The sequence below is a fragment of the Gordonia crocea genome (genome assembly GCF_009932435.1).
GTDB classification, from domain to species: domain Bacteria; phylum Actinomycetota; class Actinomycetes; order Mycobacteriales; family Mycobacteriaceae; genus Gordonia; species Gordonia crocea.
Genome location: NZ_BJOU01000011.1, coordinates 45,711 through 63,244, shown reverse-complemented (window position 1 = coordinate 63,244; position 17,534 = coordinate 45,711). Strand labels below are relative to the sequence as shown.

15 protein-coding genes are annotated in these 17,534 nt (G+C 69.1%); 12 read left to right on the top strand and 3 right to left on the bottom strand.

Features of this window, described 5'->3' with window-relative positions:
• Positions 1–20 precede the first annotated feature (20 nt).
• The 6 genes from nbrcactino_RS14495 to nbrcactino_RS14470 are packed head-to-tail and all read left to right on the top strand — an operon-like array spanning position 21 to position 4,793.
• Entirely contained in the window at positions 21–656 is a 636-nt protein-coding gene (locus nbrcactino_RS14495) for a TetR/AcrR family transcriptional regulator (RefSeq protein ID WP_161928227.1), read from the top strand.
• A complete protein-coding gene (locus nbrcactino_RS14490) occupies positions 653–2,308 on the top strand; it encodes an ABC-F family ATP-binding cassette domain-containing protein (RefSeq protein WP_161928226.1) in 1,656 nt (551 codons plus the stop codon). Before nbrcactino_RS14495 ends, nbrcactino_RS14490 begins: the two co-directional genes overlap by 4 nt.
• Positions 2,309–2,317: 9 nt before the next feature.
• Positions 2,318–2,707, top strand: coding sequence for a YbaN family protein (locus tag nbrcactino_RS14485; protein WP_161928225.1), 390 nt, complete (start codon positions 2,318–2,320; stop codon positions 2,705–2,707).
• A gap of 13 nt (positions 2,708–2,720) precedes the next feature.
• Complete coding sequence (gene bla, locus nbrcactino_RS14480; RefSeq protein WP_228460929.1) at positions 2,721–3,623, top strand: class A beta-lactamase; 903 nt, start codon at positions 2,721–2,723, stop codon at positions 3,621–3,623.
• A 49-nt stretch (positions 3,624–3,672) separates the two neighbouring features.
• Positions 3,673–4,326 carry a trimeric intracellular cation channel family protein gene (locus nbrcactino_RS14475; RefSeq protein WP_228460928.1) on the top strand — a complete coding sequence of 218 codons (654 nt, stop codon included), beginning with the start codon at positions 3,673–3,675 and terminating at the stop codon, positions 4,324–4,326.
• Positions 4,323–4,793 carry an HAD family hydrolase gene (locus nbrcactino_RS14470; protein ID WP_228460926.1) on the top strand — a complete coding sequence of 157 codons (471 nt, stop codon included), beginning with the start codon at positions 4,323–4,325 and terminating at the stop codon, positions 4,791–4,793. The genes nbrcactino_RS14475 and nbrcactino_RS14470 overlap by 4 nt, the downstream gene beginning before the upstream one ends.
• Before the next feature lie 69 nt (positions 4,794–4,862).
• Here the strand turns inward: nbrcactino_RS14470 and nbrcactino_RS14465 are convergent, their stop codons facing one another.
• Positions 4,863–5,186 (bottom strand): histone-like nucleoid-structuring protein Lsr2, encoded by a 324-nt coding sequence (locus nbrcactino_RS14465; RefSeq protein WP_161928222.1) that lies wholly within the window; start codon positions 5,184–5,186, stop codon positions 4,863–4,865.
• 103 nt (positions 5,187–5,289) lie between these two features.
• Positions 5,290–6,090 carry a hypothetical protein gene (locus nbrcactino_RS14460; RefSeq protein WP_161928221.1) on the bottom strand — a complete coding sequence of 267 codons (801 nt, stop codon included), beginning with the start codon at positions 6,088–6,090 and terminating at the stop codon, positions 5,290–5,292.
• Position 6,091: 1 nt separating this feature from the next.
• On the opposite strand from nbrcactino_RS14460, the gene trhO reads away from it, so the two are divergent.
• From trhO to nbrcactino_RS14440, 4 genes are all read left to right on the top strand, one after another.
• A complete protein-coding gene (trhO, locus tag nbrcactino_RS14455; protein WP_161928220.1) occupies positions 6,092–6,940 on the top strand; it encodes an oxygen-dependent tRNA uridine(34) hydroxylase TrhO in 849 nt (282 codons plus the stop codon).
• The gene (locus tag nbrcactino_RS14450; protein ID WP_228460924.1) at positions 6,933–7,979 is read left to right on the top strand and encodes a CobW family GTP-binding protein; all 1,047 of its coding nucleotides are present in this window, start codon (positions 6,933–6,935) and stop codon (positions 7,977–7,979) included. The genes trhO and nbrcactino_RS14450 overlap by 8 nt, the downstream gene beginning before the upstream one ends.
• Before the next feature lie 137 nt (positions 7,980–8,116).
• Complete coding sequence (locus nbrcactino_RS14445; protein WP_228460922.1) at positions 8,117–9,172, top strand: N-acetylmuramoyl-L-alanine amidase family protein; 1,056 nt, start codon at positions 8,117–8,119, stop codon at positions 9,170–9,172.
• 83 nt (positions 9,173–9,255) lie between these two features.
• Positions 9,256–10,182 carry an SDR family oxidoreductase gene (locus nbrcactino_RS14440; protein ID WP_161928218.1) on the top strand — a complete coding sequence of 309 codons (927 nt, stop codon included), beginning with the start codon at positions 9,256–9,258 and terminating at the stop codon, positions 10,180–10,182.
• Positions 10,183–10,199: 17 nt separating this feature from the next.
• Here nbrcactino_RS14440 and nbrcactino_RS14435 read toward each other — a convergent pair whose 3' ends face one another.
• The gene (locus tag nbrcactino_RS14435) at positions 10,200–15,662 is read right to left on the bottom strand and encodes an ATP-binding protein (protein WP_161928217.1); all 5,463 of its coding nucleotides are present in this window, start codon (positions 15,660–15,662) and stop codon (positions 10,200–10,202) included.
• A 179-nt stretch (positions 15,663–15,841) separates the two neighbouring features.
• On the opposite strand from nbrcactino_RS14435, the gene nbrcactino_RS14430 reads away from it, so the two are divergent.
• Both nbrcactino_RS14430 and nbrcactino_RS14425 read left to right on the top strand, forming a co-directional pair.
• Complete coding sequence (locus nbrcactino_RS14430; protein ID WP_228460921.1) at positions 15,842–16,423, top strand: nucleosidase; 582 nt, start codon at positions 15,842–15,844, stop codon at positions 16,421–16,423.
• A gap of 98 nt (positions 16,424–16,521) precedes the next feature.
• On the top strand, positions 16,522–17,526 hold the full coding sequence (locus tag nbrcactino_RS14425; protein WP_161928216.1) for an IS481 family transposase: 1,005 nt from the start codon (positions 16,522–16,524) through the stop codon (positions 17,524–17,526).
• Positions 17,527–17,534 lie beyond the last annotated feature (8 nt).

Sequence of the window (17,534 nt, the reverse complement as noted above, 5' to 3'; positions counted from 1 at the left end):
GACGCGTATCGTGGGTACCTATGACCTCGGATGCCACGGAGGCTGCGCCGCCGCAGCGACGGCTCTCCCGGCAGCAGCGGCACGACCAGTTGCTCGACGTCGCCGAGGACCTGTTCATCCACCGGCCCTACGCCGAGGTATCGATGGAGGACATCGCCCGCGGCGCGCAGGTGTCGCGGCCGATCGTCTACCGCCACTTCGAGACCAAAGAGGGCGTCTACGTCGCCTGCATCCGACGAATCTACGAGAGCTACAACGCCGTCATCGCGAAGGTCGTCGACGCGGTGGACGGCGGTCCCGTCGACCGACTGCGGGCCGCCGGTGACCTGTATTTCGCCACACTCGAATCGGACCGGGGCCGCTGGATGCTGCTCGCGGCGAGTTCGTCGGTGATCGCCGGGGAGGAGGCCGACGAACTGCGGGCCGTGCAACTCGAGCACGTGGCGGCCATCGCGGCTCTGATCCGCCGCGGCGCACCCGAGGTTGCGGTGGACCTGGTCGAAGCCCAGGCCCATGCCATCTCGGGGGTGGGGGAGGCCCTGGGCCGCTGGTGGCTCACCCGGCCCGACCTCGACCGGCAGACCGTGGTCGACCACTACGTCCGCATTCTGGTCGACGGTATGGCACCGCTGATCCCCGAGACCACGCAGGCATGACCGCCACGCTCGTCGCCAAGGACGTCGCCGGCGGATACGCCCACCGCGTGCTCTTCGACCACCTCGACCTGACCGTTGTCGCCGGGGACGTGGTCGGCGTCGTCGGGGCCAACGGGGCCGGCAAGTCGACGCTCCTGCGCATCTTGGCCGGCGACCTGGCGCCGCTGGCGGGAACCGTGTCGCGCGCACCGGCCGACGCCTTCGTCGGCTGGTTGCCCCAAGAGCACGAGCGGGTGCCCGGGGAGACCATCGGGCAGTACGTGGCTCGGCGCACCGGCTGTGCGGCCGCCACGGCGGCGATGGACGCCGCCGCGGTCGCGCTGTCCGACCCCGACGCGCCCGCGGCGGCGGCCGAGACTTACTCCGCCGCACTGGACCACTGGTTGGCGACCGGGGCATCCGACCTCGACGAGCGCTTGCCGGCGACGCTGGTCGATCTTGGGTTGGCCGTGGGCGACGGGCCGTCGCAGGATGCCCTGATGACCGGGTTGTCCGGTGGGCAGGCCGCGCGGGTCGGGTTGGCCGCCCTGTTGTGTTCCCGCTTCGACGTCGTGCTGCTCGACGAGCCGACCAACGATCTCGACCTCGACGGACTGGCCCGGCTCGAGGAGTTGGTCGCCGGGATGCGCGGCGGGGTCGTCCTGGTCTCGCATGATCGGGAGTTCCTCTCCCGCTGCGTGACCCGCGTTCTCGAACTCGACCTGGCCCAGCACACCAACACCGTCTTCGGCGGCGGTTATGACAGCTACCTTCAGGAGCGGGAGGTGGCCCGGCGGCATCGGCGCGAAGAGTATGAGGAGTTCGCCGAGCGCAAGGCCGATCTCGTCGCGCGGGCCCGGACCCAGCGCGAATGGTCCTCCCAAGGCGTGCGGAACGCGATTCGCAAGGCCCCCGACAACGACAAGATCCGACGCCGGGCGGCCAGTGAGTCTAGCGAGAAGCAGGCGCAGAAGGTGCGCCAGATGGAAAGCCGGATCGCGCGGTTGAAAGAGGTCGTCGAACCCCGCAAGGAGTGGGTCCTCGAGTTCACCATCGGCTCCGCGCCCCGGGCGAGTTCGGTGGTGGCCACCCTGAACGAGGCAGTGGTGCATCAGGGCGACTTCACCCTCGGCCCGGTGTCGAACCAGGTCAACGCGGGCGAGCGCATCGCCATCACCGGACCGAACGGTGCGGGGAAGTCCACCCTGCTGCGACTGCTGCTGGGCCGGATCGCACCGGATGCGGGAACGGCGCAACTCGGCGCGAATGTGGCGATCGGCGAAGTCGATCAGGCGCGCACGTTGTTCACCGGGCCGACGCCGCTCGCCGAGCGGTTCGAGACGCTGATGCCGGACCTCGGCTCGGCCGAAGTCCGCACCCTGCTGGCGAAGTTCGGGTTGCGCGCCGACCACGTCGGGCGGCCGGTCGACGAGTTGTCGCCGGGGGAACGCACCCGGGCCGCCATGGCCCTGCTGCAGGCGCGCGGCACCAACGTGCTGGTGCTGGACGAGCCGACCAACCACTTGGACCTGCCGGCCATCGAACAGCTCGAGTCGGCGCTGGAGACGTACACCGGTGCGCTGCTGTTGGTCACCCATGACCGGCGGATGGCCGACACCGTGCGGGTCGACCGACGCTGGCATGTCGACGGCGGGCGCGTGGTCGAAATCTAGACTTGCAGGATGAGCCAACGGGTGCGGTGGGCGTGGTGGGCGTTGGCCTATGTGCTCCTCGGACTGGGGTTCGTGGGCATCGTGGTGCCGTTCCTCCCGACGGTGCCGTTCATCCTGGCGGCCGCCTACGCGGCGGCCCGCGGTTCGGATCGCCTGCACCGCTGGTTGCTGCAGCACCCGCGGTTCGGCCCGATGATCACCGACTGGCAGGAGCAGGGGGCGATCAGCAGGCGCGGCAAATGGGCCGCCGCCATCAGCATGGCGGTGTGCGCCGCGGTCCTACTCGCCGTCGCACCCGTCCGGTGGGCGGCCTATGCCGGGGTGGCCGTCATGGTCGGTATGGGAACGTGGATCTGGACACGCCCGGAGCCCGGTCCGGCGCAACCGCCGGAAATGTGATTCGTTGGTAGGCGTGCAGTCGCAATGGAATCGCCGCGAACTCTTCGCCCTTCTCGGGGTCGGCGCGCTGGTGAGCGCCTGTGGAACGGGAGCGTCGCGATCACGGGCGACCCAGGTCCACGACGAGTTCGCCCGCCTCGAAGATCGGTACGGCGCCCGCATCGGTGTGCACGCGGTCGACGTGGGAACCTCAGCGGTCGTCGCACATCGTCCCGGCGAGACGTTCGCGATGTGTTCAACGTTCAAGACCTACGCCGCGGCACGAGTGCTCCAACTGGTCGACGCCGGTGAGGCGGACCTGAACCGCGAGATCCCCATCGTTCCCGACGACATCGTGGTCAATTCGCCGGTCACGTCGCAAGCGGTGGGTCAGACGATGAGTCTGCGCGACGTCTGTGCCGCTGCGCTGGAGCGCAGCGACAACACCGCCGGGAACCTGATGCTCCGGCTGATCGGCGGACCGGCAGCGGTGACGTGCTTCGCGCGGGGGATCGGCGACGACGCGTCTCGGTTGGACCGGTGGGAACCGGAGCTGAACACCGCCGAGCCGATGGACCACCGCGACACGACGACCCCGCGGGCCCTGGGGGCGGGCTATCGCCGGCTGCTCGTCGGCGATGTGCTGCCACCGGCACAGCGCACCCAACTGCTCGACTGGATGCGTGCGAACACCACCTCCGCCAAGCGTTTTCGCGCCGGGCTCCCGGCCGGATGGACGAGTGCGGACAAATCCGGGGCCGGGGATTACGGCTCGACCAACGATGCGGGCCTGTTGATCGGGCCGACCGGGCAGCGGGTACTGGCGGTGGTGCTGGTGCGATCCCGCGGCGACGTGCCCGATGCGGCACCCTTCAATGAGGCGATCGCCGAATCGACCCGTCTGGTCCTGACCCACCTCGGCCACCGGGCCCCGTGAGGGGCGCGTGTGCGGGCCGCGGCGCCCCCGCGGCACTTACAATCCGGGTGTGCTGACCGCGCTGAACTACCTCGGCATCGCCGCCTTTGCGGCCAGTGGCGCGTTGATGGGGGTGCGCAAGCGGCTGGACGCCTTCGCCATCTGGACGCTGGCCGTCCTCACCGGCCTCGGCGGCGGGATCGCGCGCGACGTGATGCTGGGCGTCACGCCGCCGCTGTCGTTCAAGGGGTGGGAAAACCTGACCGTCGCCACGGCGACCGCCGCGGTCGTCTTCTTCTTCCACCCCCAGTTCGGCGCGGTCCGGCGGACGGTCGATGTCCTCGACGCCTTCGGTGTCGCGCTGTTCACCTCCACCGGGGCGCTGGTCGCGCTGCATTCGGGCACCAGTCTGTTCGCCGCCGCGCTGATCGGGGTCACCACCGGGCTGGGCGGCGGAATCCTGCGCGACGTTCTGGTCAACGAGGTGCCGCTGCTGATCCAGAGTGGGGAGATGGTGGCGATCCCGGCCTTGGCCGGAGCCGGACTGACCGTGGCCATCGACGATCTGGGCGGCGGCCAGGACTGGGCGCTGGTCGTCGGCACCGCGGTGGCGTTCGGGTTCCGCATGCTCGTCATGTGGCGCGGATGGAGTGCCCCGCAGGCGCCGAGCGACCTGTGGGGCACGGTGGCCGCCCGGGTGCGGCGCGGGGGACGGCGCCGGTGACCGGCATCAGGCTCGTCGTCTGCGACATGGATGGCACGCTGTTGCTCGACGACGGTGCCATCCCGGACGCGTTTTGGCCGCTGCTGGCGCAGATGACCGCGCGGACCTCGGCGTGGTGGTCTGCCGGGCCGACGGGGCGGTGGTCGAGCGGACCGACGGGGCGGTGGTCGAGCGGACCTTGGATCGACATCATGAGCCGACAGGCGGACAAAGGCGTCGGAGTACGGGTGCTGCAACGCAATCTTGCCGTGGGCCCCGAGCAGACCGCGGCATTCGGCGACTACCTCAACGACCTGGAAATGCTCGCCGCCGCGCAGCACTCATTTGCCGTCGCCAATGCCCATCCGGCGGTGGCAGCCGCCGCCGGGGTGCAGATCCCGAGCAACGTCGAGCAGGGAGTGATCACGACCCTGCGTGAACTACTCGCCGACGGGGAAGGACCGACGAGTCCCGTCCCGGATCAGTGAGTCGCCCCATCACAGAACAGCGCCCCGAAGGCAGAGGCCTTCGTGGCGCTGGGCTGTTGTTCGGGGAAGTCAGTTCGCCGCTTCGTAGGCTTCGACGATGTGTCCGGGGATCCGGCCCCGGTCGCTCACGGTGTAACCGTTGGCGTTGGCCCAATCGCGGATCTTCTGGGTCTCGAACTTGCCGCGACCGCCGGACTGACGGCGACCGCCGGCCCGCACCGGACGCGCGGCCGCGATGTACTTGGCCAGCGAATCGCGGAATGCGGCGGCGTTCTTGGGCGAGGTGTCGAATTCATACGACCGGCCGTCGATGCTGAATCGGACGGTCTCGTGCTCGTCGAGCTGCTTGCCGTCAAGATCATCGAAAATCTGGATTACTGCCTTGCGTGCCATTGTATAACCCCTCGTGTTTGTCGGCGCTTCTCGTTAGTGAACACCATTGGCTAAAGAGACGATAACAGGAATTCCTTAACGGACGCTGGCAATTGTACGCGAATTAAGAGGTGGGCCGCGATGACGGTCGGCTACGCGTCGGTCGATCCTCATCAGGGGCGGGGCCGCGCAATGATTTCGGGGCGCGTTGATCGGCGCGAATCTCGCGGAATCCATTGGTGGTGATGGCGAATCCGGTGCCGGTGGACTGGATACAGAACATTCCCTCGACCGAATTGAGGCATTTGAATCGGCCGACGGCGAGCATCTCGCCGAACGGAAGGATCGTCGATCGAGTCATTACCGGATAGAGATCGGAACAGGCGCCCGCCGCCGGTCCGGCCGGGCCGAGGGTGACCGCCGTCGGATTCCATTTGCAGGTGCTCGGAGTTCCGGTGGGCGCGTTCGGTGGACCCGCCACCCGCCGGGACACGCAGGACAGTGTCCCGGTTCCATTCGCCCCGGTCGAACATTGCACTGCCCGGTCCGGGGTGCTGAAGTGAAATCCGCTCGTCGTCGTCAGTGGGGACCGCGATGACTTCGCGGCGCGGTGATACCGCTGGGCATCGGCGCGCGGCGCGACGTTGATGACGTGGCCGTAGGAGTAGTCGTCCCACCGGCCCGTCTCCGAGTCGGTGTCTTCGGACGGGTCGGTCGACGCGGTCGCGGCGACCGAGGATTCCGTGGTGAGCGCATCGGTCCCGGGGATGATGATCGTGCGGGACTCGTCGGGGGTGGCGAGGTCGGAGACGATCGAGCAGCCGTTCACCGACAGCGCCGCCGTCGCGACCATGAGTGCGGCGGCCCCGGCCCAGGCCACCCGCACCCGGCGCCGCGCGCGCCGTCGATATCCGTAACCTTGCACTGTGGCGACTCCCAAGATTGTGCTGTTCTACGTGTTCACGCCGCTGTCCGACCCGGAGGCCATCCGGCTGTGGCAACTCGCGCTGGCGTCGACGTCGGGGCTGACCGGTCGAATCATCGTGTCGCCCCACGGTATCAACGCCACCGTCGGAGGTGACCTCCCCGACGTCAAACGGTACGTCAGAGCGACCCGGCAATACCCCGCGTTCGCCGATGCCGATATCAAGTGGTCGGAGGGCGGGGGAGCCGATTTTCCGCGGCTCTCGGTGAAGGTCCGCCCCGAGATCGTGACCTTCGGCGACCCGTCGCGGGTGCGTGTGGACGCCGACGGGGTGGTCGGGACAGGCGTCCACTTGAGTCCGACACAGGTAAACGCATTGGTTCAGCGGCGTGGTGACGAGGTCGTCTTCATCGACGGGCGAAATGCCATCGAGGGCCAGATCGGGCGATTCCGCAATGCCGTCATACCCCCCGCGCAGACCACGCGCGACCTTCTCGACTTTGTCGACGGCGGTCGTTTCGACGAGTATCGCGATCGTCCAGTCATCACCTATTGCACCGGTGGAGTCCGGTGCGAGGTCCTTAGCGCCTTGCTGGTCGAACGGGGATTCTCCGAGGTCTATCAGATCGACGGTGGAATCGTCCGCTATGGCGAGCAGTATGGCGATGACGGGTTGTGGGAGGGCTCGATGTACGTCTTCGACGATCGAATGAGCGTCGACTTCTCCGATCATGCCGCGGTCATCGGCCGATGCAGTCGGTGTGGCAACGCGACCAAGAACGTGGCGAACTTTCCCGATGCGGAGGGGAGAGATCTCGTCGTGGTGTGCGAAGGGTGTCTCGGTGCCTAGTCCCACGCCGGTGATCATTCTCGGCGGATTCCTGGGAGCGGGGAAGACGACCGTGCTCAACCATCTGTTGCGCCATGCCGACGGCCGGCGGCTGGGGGTTTGTGTCAATGATTTCGGTGCGGTCAACGTCGACGCCCTGATGGTCGCCAGCCAAGTCGACGGGGTCGTGGGATTCGGCAACGGGTGCCTGTGTTGCGCAACCGATTCCGACGGCTTCGACGACGCGTTGGCCCGCTTGGTGCGCACCGACGTCGACGCGGTGGTGGTGGAGACGTCGGGGATCGCCGACCCGGTCAGCATGATCCGCCGCGTGGTGGGGATGGCCGACCCGCAGGTGGCCTACGGCGGGATGGTCTATGTCGTCGACGCCGCGGCGGCCGCCGCCGGCGATCTTCCTGCCGAGGCGCTGCGGCACACCCGGGTTGCCGACCTGGTGGTGGTCAACAAGGCCGACTTGGTTGACGGTGCAACGCTGGCGTCGGTGGGGGCGGAGCTGGATACGGTCAACCCGACCGCGGCGCGCGTCGTCACGGCCGAGGGGGCGGTCGACCCCGCGATCCTCGTCGACGCGGGTCCGCGGCCGGAGCGCGTCGGTGCGGAGCAACTGACGCTGGACGACCTGCTGCGGGCGCAGGACGGGCCGGATGACGGTGCGCATGCCGGTCACCACCACCTGCACGAGGACTACCAGCAATTCACGTGGGAGGGCGACGGGCCGGTCAATCCACGTGCGGTGGCCCGGCTGGTGGAGCGGCCACCGGCGGGCTGCTACCGGATCAAGGGCTGGGTCGAGGTCGAGTCGGAGTTCTTCCGCGGGACGCTCGAGCTGTCCGCGGTGGGTGGACGCGTCCGCGCCGCACGGGCGGCACGGCGGGGCGAGGGGGCGTCGCGCAACACCATCGTGTTGATCGGTGCGGGACTGGATGTGGCGTCGGCCCGGGTGGCCTGCGCGGACCTGACCGCGGTGGACGCGGACGACGAGTTCGGTCCGCTGAGCCTGCTCCGCTACGACCCGGACACCGCGCAGGGGGCGGGGTAACGGCGGTCACGGGGTACGTCACAGCCTGCTAACAACTCCGTCGGCGAACTGGCCGGGGCGTGGTGCGCGATGGTTCACTTGTTAAAGAAGTGACTAGTGTGACTAGTGGTGTTTGGCACCCGGAGGGGCTTTCAGAAATGCGCAAGACCATGACCAGCGTTGCGTTGTTCGTTGCCGCGTCGGCATCGATCGCGGTGTCGGCGCCGACGCACGCCGCGCCGCGTCCGGCGGCCCCGGCCCCGGCGGCACCCGCCCCGGCGGCACCGGCTCCGGCGGTGCCGGGGGCCAAACAGTTGTCGGGCAAGACCGTCTTCCTCGACCCCGGGCACCAGGGGTCGGCGGCCGGACACTCGCTGAACAAGCAGGTACCCGACGGGCGGGGCGGGCGCAAGCCCTGCCAGACCTCGGGCGCGACCGGGGTCAACGGGGTCAAGGAACACACGGTGAACTGGCAGGTGGCCCAGCTGGTCAAGGGGGCGCTGGAAAGCCAAGGCGCCCGCGTGGTGCTCAGCCGCAACGATGACACCGGGTGGGGCGGGTGCATCGACGAGCGGGCCGCGGCGGCCAACCGCTCCGGCGCCAACCTCGCCATCAGCATCCACGCCGACTCGTCGAGCCAGGGCTCCGACCCGGGCAAGCGCGGCTTTCACCTGATCGTGCCGAAGCTGCCGGTGCCCGACAAGAAGGCCGACGCCGTCCAGCGCGGCGAAGGGCGCAAGGCCTCGACCGTGATGCGCGATGCGTTCAAGAAGGCCGGCTTCACCCCGTCCAACTATGTCGGGGCGAATGACGGGATCCAAGAGCGGTCCGACATCGCCGGTCCGAACACGACCCACGTGCCGCTGGTATTCGTCGAGATGGGCAACCTGTCCAACCCGACTGAGGCACAGGCGCTCGCGGCCCACGACAGCCAGATCAAGTACGCGACCGCGGTGACCGACGGCGCACTGAACTACCTGACCGGGTCGAGCGCCGGAACGGGGCTGCTGGGCAAGGTCGGCGACGGACCGGCGGCGCCGGACGGGTCGGGTCTGGCGGGCCTGCTCCCCGGGGTCCAGCAGATGATGCGCAGCGGGGACCTGGGCGGGATCACCTCCTTCCTGACCGGTCCGGCCGCCGACGCCGGGTCCGAGGTGCTCAAGGCGATGCTCGCCGTCGTGTACGGCCTTTTCGGGGGCAAGCTGCCGATCTGACCGGCCCGGCTGCGGTCCCGGGATCGGATGCGGTGTTCGCGACCGGATCGAGAGGCGGATCTCTGAGGGCTACGCTGTGTGGCATGAGTCTCAAGGATTTGTTCTACATGGCCCCGCCGGTGCGCTCGCTGCGCGGGCGCAAGGTCCTGATCACCGGTGCGGCAAGCGGAATCGGCCGTGCCACGGCGCTCGCCGCCGCGGCCGAGGGGGCCGAACTGGTCGTCACCGACCTGCATCCCGAGCCACTCGACGAACTCGCCGCCGATGTCCGGGCCGCCGGGGGAACCGTGCTCTACCACCAGGCCGGCGATGTGTCCGACTACGACTGGGTGGTCAAGTTCGCCCAGTCCGTCGACGCCGAGGTCGGCGTCATGGACGTCGTCATGAACATCGCCGGAATCTCCGCCTGGGGCACGGTGGAGAACCTGGAGCACCGGCACTGGAAGTCCATGGTCGATGTGAACCTCATGGGGCCGATCCACATCATCGAGTGCTTCGTGCCGCAGATGGTCGCCCGTGGCCAGGGCGGGCACCTCGTCAACGTCTCGTCGGCCGCCGGCCTGCTCGCGCTGCCGTGGCACGCCGCCTACAGCGCCAGCAAGTTCGGTCTGCGCGGGGTGTCGGAGGTGCTGCGATTCGACCTGCGGCGCCACCACATCGGCGTCAGTCTCGTGTGCCCGGGAGCGGTGGCGACGCCACTGGTCAACACGGTCGACATCGTCGGCATCGACCGGGACAACGAGGAGGTGGCCACCGCGATCGGCAACTTCCACCGCGTGGCCGCGTCGCCGGAAAAGGCCGCGGCGGCAATCATCAAGGGCATCAAGAAGAACCGATACATCGTCTACACGTCGTTCGACATCCGCTTCGGCTACTGGTGGGCGCGCAAATTCGCGTTCCCCTACGAGGTCGTGATGCGGATCGCCAACGACCAGTTCGCGCGCCTCGCACGCAAGGCGCCGCCCAAGGCCAAGGCGGCCCCCCGCCAGGTCAACGCGCCGGGGGCCTGAGCCCCCGGCGGCGTTGCTCAGGAGTTGCCGCGGCGGATCGAGTCGATGATCCGCGGCCGCAGTTGCGAGGCCTGGATGATCTCGTCGGCCGAGCCGACCTGCACGGCCCGCTCGATGCTGTGCACCGCGTCGAATTCGGCGGCGATCTCGGCGATCTTCTCCGCACGCACCGACGACCGCAGGTCGTCGAGTTCGGCGGCCAGCGTCGCCCGGTCGGTGCCGGTCGAATCGGCGATGCGCCGCTCCAACTCCTGCACGCGCGGATCCGCAGCAGTCCGCGACCGGACGTCGCCGGCGAACACGACGGCCGCGGCGGGGGCACCGCCGAGCACCGAGGCGTATGAACCCTCGATGGCCAGCACCGTCATGTTCGGGTTGAGCGCCTTGGAGAAGACCACGAACGCGCCGCCGTGGTAGCGGGAGATCACGCAGAAGACGATCGGTCCGTCGAAGTTGACGATGGCCCGCCCGATCTCGGCGCCGTACTCCAGCTGCAGCTTGCGCATCGACTCCGGTGAGCCGTCGAAGCCGGACAGGTTGGCCAGCACGACGACGGGGCGGTTGCCGCTCGCCGCGTTGATCGCCCGGGCCGCCTTCTTCGACGACAGCGGGAACAGCGTTCCCGCGGTAAACGTGTCCGGGCCGTCGGTCGGCAGGAATCCGCGCCGGGGGACCGGCTTGGACTCGATGCCGATGAGACAGACCGGGGTTCCGCCCAGGTGCGTGTCGGCCACCACGGTGTTCTCCGCGTCGGCCATCGCGGCCCAGCGCTCGGCCATCGAATGGTCTTGGTCGGCGACCGAGCGCATCACCGCGCGGATGTCGAACGGCTTCTTGCGGTCCGGGTTCTTCTCCGCGGAGAAGATCTCGCCGACCGTGGCGAAGTCGCTGCCCTCGACGGCGTGCGGGAAGTCGGAGATGTCGCGGTCGACCGGGTCGGACGTCGTCGCACTCCGCGGGGCATCCTCGCCTGGGGCGACGTAGGTGTGCTCGTAGTAGTTCATCAGGATGTCGCGGGCCGCCGGCAGGTCGGGCGCCCAATACTGCGCCTGGCCGTTGGGGCCCATGACGCGGTCGAAACCGCCGATGCCGTAGTTGTCCTCCGCGGACACGCCGCCGGAGAAGTCCAGGGCCTGCTTCCCGGTCAGCACCATCGCCGAATCCGGGGTCATCACCAGGATGCCGCGGGTGTGCATCAGCATGGTCGCCTCGGCGTTCCAGTACGCCTGGCCGCCGACGTTGATCCCGGTGACGACGATGTTGATCTCGTGGCCGTCCTGGGTGAACTCGACGATCCGCTTGAGCGCCGCGGCCACCCAGTCCAGGTTCTCGGTGCCCGAGTCCATCTCCACGGCCGCGCCCGAGGACAGCGCGTACCACTCGAAGGGGATGCGGCTCTCCTCGGCGAGGTCCATCGCCGCGATGATCCGGCGACACTCGGGTTCGGCGAGCGAGCCCAGCGACTTGGTCGGATCGCCCAGCACGATGACCCGTCGCACCCCTTCGGGGAACTTGGCGCTCGGCGTGCTGACGGTGCCGACGACGACGGCGGCGGTGTTGGCGCCCTTGGGGCGGTCGACGGGGACCAGCGCGTTCGACTCGTCGAGGTCGTACTCGGTGAAGTCGCCGAGCAGGTCGGTCAGCTCGTAGGGGTACACCGTGCCGCGGCTGCGCGCGCGCAACACCTTCTGGCGGTAGGCGTCGAGCGGTTCGACCGGTTCGTCGGACGGATCGCCGACCGTGATGTGGGTCTTGCCGGCGGCGTCGGTGGTGATGTGTGCGGCAATCTTGCGCAGTTCGCCGGTGTCCTTGTCACGCTGGCGGCCGATGAGCAGGATCTCCTCGAGACCCAGGCCCTCGGTGGAGACCGAGTTGGTCAGGGTGTGTTCCACGACGTAGCGGAACTGTTCCTGGGTGACGTCGATCGGCGGCCAGATGTACATGACGATCCGGTTGGTGCTGAACCGCTTGGACCGCGGCCGCTGCTCCTGGGCGCGGCGGATGGAATCAACGCAGATCGCGAAATTCGCCTCCGCCGTCGGCAGGGTCAGCAGGCGCGTGTCGTCCTCGCCGTTGACCGCGGTGAGGTCCCGGATCTGGGTGAAGGCGACCAGCCGCTCGTCGGCGGGATTCGCCTTGGCGACGCAGCGGTACAGGTAGACCTCCTCGTCGGAGGAGGGCAGCCGGGTGAGGTCGAACTTGCGCCACCGCTCCATCTGCATGCGCTGCGCGATGTAGGGGTGCAGCCCGCGGATGAGCCGGTCCTCGGTCAGGCCGGTGGCCGACGGCCGGAACGTGAAGTGGTGGTGCATCGACTCGCTGTCGGCCGCCGCCACGGTGATCGTGACGCGGTGGACCTGCTTGGGCAGCACCTTGGCGCTCACCGCGTCGTGGATCGCCGCGGCCATCTCGTCGTAGCTGTTGGGCTGGTCGGGCCAGCTGACGTAGATGTCGGCGTCGATCGACGCGGCGCCGTCGGCGATCTCGGCGAGGCCGCTGATGGCGGCCGCGAGGCCGGCGAAGTCCGTGGCCGCCGAGACCAACAGCGTCCCGTCGCGTTCGGCGCTGACGAACGTCGAACCGCCGGCCTCGCGGCGGGTCACCGCCGACAGCCCCTTGTTGCCGTAGTAGCGGCGGGTCAGGACCTCGAGCATCACGCTGTTGTCCAGGCCCTCGGCCAGCCGTCGGCCGAGCAGGCTGACCAACGGTTCGGTGCTGCCGACCATCGCCGCGATGCGCTCGGGTCGGTCGCCGGCCTCCGGGTTGGCGTCGAGCTCGGCGAGGTGGCCGCGCACCTCGGAGTAGACGTGCTCGCGGGTGCGGTGCAGGCGCGGGCGGCCGAACCAGTTGTGCAGCACCCCGCGGGCCAGGTCGGCCAGCGCCGGGAAGCGGACCTGGGTGGCCGAGACGAGCCGTTCCAGCGCGGAGCCGACCGGATCGCGCAGGGCCTCGTCGGGGATCGGCTCGTTGAGCCACAGGCGCAGCAGGGCGGCGATGACCGGCGCGGTGTCCTCTTGGCGCTGCAGGGCGAGGAAGGCACGGAAGACGGCGCCCTCCAAATCGACGTTGCGCTCCAGGTCGTCGATGCCGTAGTGGCCCAGCGCGTAAGACAGCCGGGTCTGGAACGACTCCGGCAGGCCGGCGACCTCGACGTCGAGGCTCTGCAGGTAGGTGTGGAAGTGCTCCCGGGCGCTGTGCACGCGCTCGTCGACGGCGTCGTCGTCCTTCGGGCGGATCCGGGCGAGCTCGGCCAGATCGGCGAAGACGTCGATGAGATCGGCCTCTTCGGTGAGCGGCGATCCACTCCGGGCGACCACCGCCGCCCGCGTCTGGAGATAGTCGTCGAGCGGCTGGCGGCCTTCGTCGGGATTCACGTCGAAGCCCATGAGCAGGCTGCGCAGCTCCTCGCGGTCGCGGTCGGCGCGCTCGGCGGGGTCGACGTCGCCGGATGCCTCGGGCAGGTCCAGGACGACGGTCTCATCGGTGGCGTCGGCGGTGTCGTCGTCGTCCTCGATCGGTTCCAGGCGCAGCATCGGCGCCCCGGCCTCGACCTGGGCCCCGACGGTGACCTCGCACTCCTTGAGGCGGGCCTTGAACGGTGCGCGCAGCACCGTCTCCATCTTCATCGACTCCAGGACGAGAATCGGATCGCCCGCCTCGACCTCGCCGCCCACCGCCAACGGGGTGGCGATGACCAGTGCCGGGGCGGGGGCGCGCACGATCCCGCCCTCGTCGCGGCTGACCCGGTGGGAGACGCCGTTGACGTCGACGACCGAGATCGGACCCTGGGTGTCGGCGAGCACGCGGTAACGGGTGCCGTTCACGGTGATCCGGGCCGCGTAGGAGTCGAAGCGCTCCAACTCGACGTCGGCGGTCCGCACCTCGCCGCCGGCCTCGATCACGACGCGGAACTGGTGCCCGCCGATCCGGGCGACCCGGACCCGGTAGGTGGCGCCGCGGAGCTTGAAGTCCAGCGGGCGGCCGCTCTCGTGGTGGACCTGGGGGCGGCCACCGGTCGCGGTCGCCAGCAGGCGCTGCAACTCGGCGGTCTCGGCCTCTTCGTAGGCGGCGATGGCGGCCACGGCCAGGGCGATCGAGGAGTGCTCGTAGGAGACCAGGCGGCCTTCCCCGCGCACGCGGTCGATCCAGCCGGTGTCGGCGCTGCCGTCGATGACCTCGGGCTGGTTGAGCAGGTCGATGATGAAGCTGCTGTTGGTGGCACCGCCCTCGATGATGACGCCGGTGCGCGACATCGCGCGGCGGAGCCGGCCGAGCGCCTCGTCGCGGGTGCTGCCGTAGGCGATGATCTTGGCGATCATCGAGTCGAAGTCCGCCGGGATGGTGTCGCCCTCGCTGACCCCGGTGTCGACGCGGATACCGGGACCGGTGGGCAGGTTGAGCCGGGCGATGTGTCCGGGGGAGGGGGCGAAGTCGCGGTCGGGGTCCTCGGCGTTGAGGCGGGCCTCCACCGCGTGGCCGCGCTCAAGGGGGCGTTCGCCGGCCAGCTTGCCGCCGGAGGCGACGTGCAGCTGCGCGCGGACCAGGTCGAAACTGTTGGTGACCTCGGTGATCGGGTGCTCCACCTGCAGGCGGGTGTTGACCTCGAGGAAGGCGAACAACTTCTCGCCCGGGTGGTAGAGGAACTCGACGGTGGCCGCGCCCCGGTAGCCGACGGCGACGGCGAGGCGCTCGGCCGAGGTCTTGACCTCGTCGATCTCCTCGGGGCTCAGAACCGGTGACGCCGATTCCTCGATGACCTTCTGGTTGCGTCGCTGGACCGAACAGTCGCGGACGCCCAGCGCCCAGGCGGTTTCGCCGTCGGAGATGACCTGGACCTCGACGTGGCGCGCACCGGTGACGAGGCGCTCCAGGAAGACGACGCCGCTGCCGAAGGCCCGCTCGGCCTCGTCGCGGGTGCGCTGGTAGGCGTCGACGAGGTCGGCCTCGTCGTCGACGCGGCGGATGCCGCGACCGCCGCCGCCGGCGGTGGCCTTGAGCATCAGCGGGTAGCCGATCTTCTCGGCGGCCGTCACGGCCTCCTCCTGGGTGCGGACCTCGCCGCCGCTCCACGGTGCGACCGGGACGCCGACCTCCTCGGCGATCAGCTTGGCGCCGATCTTGTCGCCGAGTTTGCGCATCGCGTCGGGGGACGGGCCGATGAAGGTGACGCCGATGCGCTCGCACAGTTCGGCGAAAGCGGGGTCTTCGGCGACGAAGCCCCAGCCGACCCAGGCGGCGTCGGCGCCGGTCTCGCGCAGGGCGCGCTCGAGCAGCTCGAGGTTCAGGTAGGGGCGCTCGGCGGCGGGGCCCAAGTCGAAGGAAGCGTCGGCTTCGCGGGCGAAGGTGGCGGTGCGGTCCACGTCGGAGACGAGTGCGATCGTCGCAACGTCCTGGCCGGTCTCGGCGTTGAGGTCCCGAACAGCGTTGATGAGGCGCATGGCGGCCTCACCCCGGTTGACAATGGCGATACGACGAAACATTCGTTCTCTCTGCGTCAGGCCATCGAATCGTGATTGATGGCGGGGCGGGGGCGGCATCGCGGCCCGGGCTGATGGTTTTGGGCACGCGAAGCAGTTCGGGTCGTGCCCGAACGGACCGCTTCATCGTAGGGAGTAACGGCCGTGCTGTGTATGCCTACTCTCACGTAACCTTCTCCAACGTGACGAATCCAACTCGCTACTCGTCAGTACTGGTGGTTTCGGCGACGCGGGCCGAGGCGGCGCACCTGCGCAACGGTACGCGACTGGTCATCACCGGCCTCGGAAAGGCGACCGCCGCGATGGCGTTGACCGCGGCGCTGACGCGGTCCCGCCACGGCATCGACCCGCCGGTTTCGACCGTGGTGAACATCGGCACGGCCGGGGCGCTGCACGACCACCACAGCGGTCTCTTCCTGCCGTCGCGGGTCACCGAGCACGACCTGGACGCCCAGACCCTGGCCGGGCTGGGCTACCCGACGGCGTCGAGCTGGGACATCGCCGACGGGGACGGGACGGTATTGGCGACCGGGGACAGCTTCATCAACGATTCGGCGCGCCGGGCCGAGCTGGCGGCGATCGCCGACCTGTTGGATATGGAGGGGGCGGCGTTCGCCCGGGTGGCGGCCGAGTTCGACGTACCGCTGCGCTTGGTGAAGGTGGTCAGCGACTCCGCCGACGAATCGGCCGTCGACTGGCCCGCCCGGATCGACGCGGCGGCGCAGCTGCTGGCGGACTGGTTCGACGATTCCGGATTGGGCTAGCTGTACTTCCCCGACACGTTGTGAACATCTGAGGTGAGGCGAAGACCTCCGGGCAGGATGTGGGTTACCACAACCACCATCTAGCCACGGAGGTCTTCGTGACTCACGCTAACGCACCTTTGACGCCCGAGGGGCGTCGACGTCTTGCTTCACTCGTGGTGGACCAGGGCTGGTCACTGCGGCGCGCTGCCGAACGGTTCCAGTGTTCACCGGCCACAGCCAAGCGGTGGGCCGACCGCTACCGCGCCGGCCAGGTGCTGACCGACCGCAGTTCCCGGCCCACACGTTCACCGGCCCGGCTGCCCCGCCGCACCGAGCGCCGGATCATCAACCTGCGCTGCACCCGCCGGTGGGGCCCGCATCGGATCGCCTATCACCTGGGTATCCCGCGTTCGACGGTCGGCCGGGTCCTCGACCGCTATCAGATGCCGCTGCTGGCCAATATCGACCAGGCCACCGGACTGCCGGTACGCAGACCGAAACCGAAACGGTACGAGGTCGGCCGGCCCGGCCAGCTCGTGCACGTCGACATCAAGAAACAAGGCCGAATCCCCGACGGCGGCGGCTGGCGTGTGCATGGTCGCGGATCAGCCGCCGACCGTACCGCCGGTGTGGCCCGCGACCGGGCAGCACGCTCGGGAGCACCGGGCTCGCGTGGTTACCGCTACCTGCACCACGCCGTCGATGACCACTCCCGGGTGGCGTACTCGGAGATCCTTGATGACGAACGCAAGGAGACCGCGGCCGGCTTCTGGCGGCGGGCGAACGCGTTCTTCGCCGAGCACGGTGTGAGGGTGACCGCAGTGATGACCGACAACGGCTCCTGCTACCGCTCAACGATGTTCGCCGAAGCACTGGCCGACGCCGGGATCAAACACAAGAAGACCAAGCCCTACCGGCCACAGACGAACGGGAAGGTCGAACGCTTCAACCGGACCCTGGCCGCCGAATGGGCCTACGCGAAACCCTATGCCAGCGAAGCCGAACGAGAAGCCGCCTACACCGCATGGCTCCACCACTACAATCACCACCGACCCCACACCGGGATCGGCGGCCAAGTCCCCTCAGACCGCGTACACAACCTCACGGGGAAGTACAGCTAGCGGGCGCC